Source organism: Kitasatospora sp. MY 5-36 (assembly GCF_001182915.1).
In the GTDB taxonomy this organism is placed as follows: Bacteria; Actinomycetota; Actinomycetes; order Streptomycetales; family Streptomycetaceae; genus Kitasatospora.
In genome coordinates, this window is sequence record NZ_LFVW01001038.1 from 1 (window position 1) to 2,272 (window position 2,272).

The following is a 2,272-nucleotide window of genomic DNA, read 5'->3' on the forward strand; positions in this document are numbered from 1 at the left end:
CTCTCCTCGGGCGCGACGGTTCTCACCTGGGACTTTAGCCGCGTGGTGGTGCCGGGCCGTCAGCCGGCGGCGATGGTGGCGCGGATCCAGGGGGCGTAGGCGGGCACGTCGGTGTACAGGCCGGGGCCGCCCGCGCAGGGCACGCCGGGGGCGCCGGGGCCGGAGGTGGCGCCGACCAGTTCCCAGCGGCCGCCGCGGCCGCGCTGGATCTGGGGGCCGCCGGAGTCGCCGAAGCAGGCCATGGCCTGCGGGACGCGGCTGAGCGTGCACAGGCGGGTGGGGTCGGCGTAGCCGGGGGCGCAGTCGGCCGGTGCGCCGATGCGGCTGGGCAGTTCCTGGAGGCGGTCGGGGAAGACCATCTGCTGGTAGTCCTGGGTGTCGACGACGGTGCCGAAGCCGAGCAGCCGGGTGGGGGTGCCGGGGGTGCCGGGGTGGTCGGCGATGCGGATGGGCTGCCCGGCGGCGGGGCGGTCCAGGCGGACGAGGGCGAGGTCGTCGTGGTTGGGGCGGGTGGCGCCGTCGCCGAAGCCGAAGCCGGGGTGGACGACGACGCGCTCGACGTTCCGCACGCTGCCGCCGCTGTCGCGGTGGGCGCTGCCGATGCGCACGGTGCCCTTGAGGGTGACGCCGGTGTCCTCGGTGCCCACCACGCAGTGGGCGGCGGTCAGCACCCACTGGCGGTCGATCAGGGTGCCGCCGCAGGCGCCGTCGGCTAGCTGCTTCGCGCTCAGCGGGAGGGTGGCCATGAAGGGGTAACGCTCGGTGGAGTCACGGCCGTTGACGATCGCGGAGGCGCTGCCGCTCATGGCGGTGGCGCCCAGCGCGGCGGCCAGGGCGGCGACGGCGGCGATCCGGGCGCCGCGGCGGCGGGAGGCGGGCTCGCCGGCGGTCGTACGGGCGGCGGTGGTACGGGGGGCGGTGCGGACGGTCGTGCGGAACGACACGGGTGACGGCCTTTCGGTCGGTCGGCTGGTGCGGATACGACCAGTCAACTCGGCGCCCACCCGCCGCAACACCCGGCCAGCGGGCCGCTCCGGCCTGGGGGTAGCCCCCGGACCCGCCGTCGGGCTACCGGGTGGCCCGCCCGTACTCCCCCGGCGACGGCGACGGCAGCGGGGGGACGCCGGTCGGGGCGACGCTCTGCTCCAGGCGCAGCACGAAGTTGACGTAGCCGAGCGGCTTGCCCGGCCAGTGGCGGTCGTTGCTGGTGAGCAACTGGCTGCGCAGGCCGTCGTGTTCGGTGACCGGACCGGGGGTGGTGCGCAGGTTGGGCTGCCAGGTGCGGCCCCACGGGCGGTGTTCCAGGGACAGCGTCCAGCTCTCCTCGTCGACCGCGATCGTGGCGCCGACCCGCCCCGGCAGCACCCTCAGTCCGTACGCACCGCGCACGACCGCCCGCTGGTCGAAGTCGGCGCTCGTGCCGACCACGGTGATCCGCCATGCGCCGTGGAACCTGAGCACGCCTGCCTCCTCGCGCCGCGGCACCCGCTCCGGCAGCGGGCGCCCCGTCCACGTCTACGGTCCCGGTCCGCCGCCGGGCTCACCCCGGGGCGGGCGCGACCGCCGGATTCTGCACGGGACGGTCGGCGGAGGGCGGGAAGGCGTGGACCGGTTCGCGTCGGCGGGTCCGGCTCGTACGGCCGATCCGGCGCGTGGGTGGATTCCCTCATGCCCGTTTTATTCCGGTTCGCGAAGTCCGCGAATAAGGAAAACGGTCGGCGACGGCGGGCGGACATGGGCCGGGGCCCGTACCGCCTGTGCGGTACGGGCCCCGGTTCCCTCTACGATTCGAGAATCGTGCGGCGGGAAATGTCAGAGAGCGACGGGGCGGATGTTCTCCGCCTGGAGGCCCTTCTGGCCCTGCGTGACGTCGTACTCGACCTTCTGGCCCTCGAGCAGCTCACGGAAGCCCGAGGCGTTGATGTTCGAGTAGTGGGCGAACACGTCCGGGCCGCCGTCTTCCTGCTGGATGAAGCCGAAGCCCTTTTCCCCGTTGAACCACTTCACGGTGCCGAAAGCCATGGGAAATTCTCCTTCTAAGGCGCTGTAGACCGCACTGCGCGGGCTACTCGTCGCCGCACTGATGACCCGCCGGGATCTCAGAAAAAAAATACGCCTGCGATGGGAATCAGCAGGCGCACACAGAGTTCATGGGAACCAAAACTGCAACTCCTACGACCGTAACAGGCCTCGGGCCGAAACGGGAATTCTCGCGGCGCTCTTCTTCGGCGCACCGGTGACCGTCAGCCACTTCTTGTAGCCGCCGAGGGCG

At 72.6% G+C, this 2,272-nt stretch carries 3 protein-coding genes; all 3 read right to left on the reverse strand.

Features of this window, described 5'->3' with window-relative positions:
- Window positions 1–59: 59 nt before the first annotated feature.
- On the reverse strand, window positions 60–944 hold the full coding sequence (locus AE652_RS39815) for a trypsin-like serine protease (RefSeq protein ID WP_234348714.1): 885 nt from the start codon (window positions 942–944) through the stop codon (window positions 60–62).
- A 124-nt stretch (window positions 945–1,068) separates the two neighbouring features.
- Window positions 1,069–1,461, reverse strand: a complete 393-nt coding sequence (locus tag AE652_RS39820; protein ID WP_049660535.1) for a hypothetical protein — start codon at window positions 1,459–1,461, stop codon at window positions 1,069–1,071.
- Between the two features lie 351 nt (window positions 1,462–1,812).
- Window positions 1,813–2,022: a cold-shock protein gene (locus AE652_RS39825; RefSeq protein ID WP_049660537.1), complete on the reverse strand. Its 210-nt coding sequence runs from the start codon at window positions 2,020–2,022 to the stop codon at window positions 1,813–1,815.
- Window positions 2,023–2,272 lie beyond the last annotated feature (250 nt).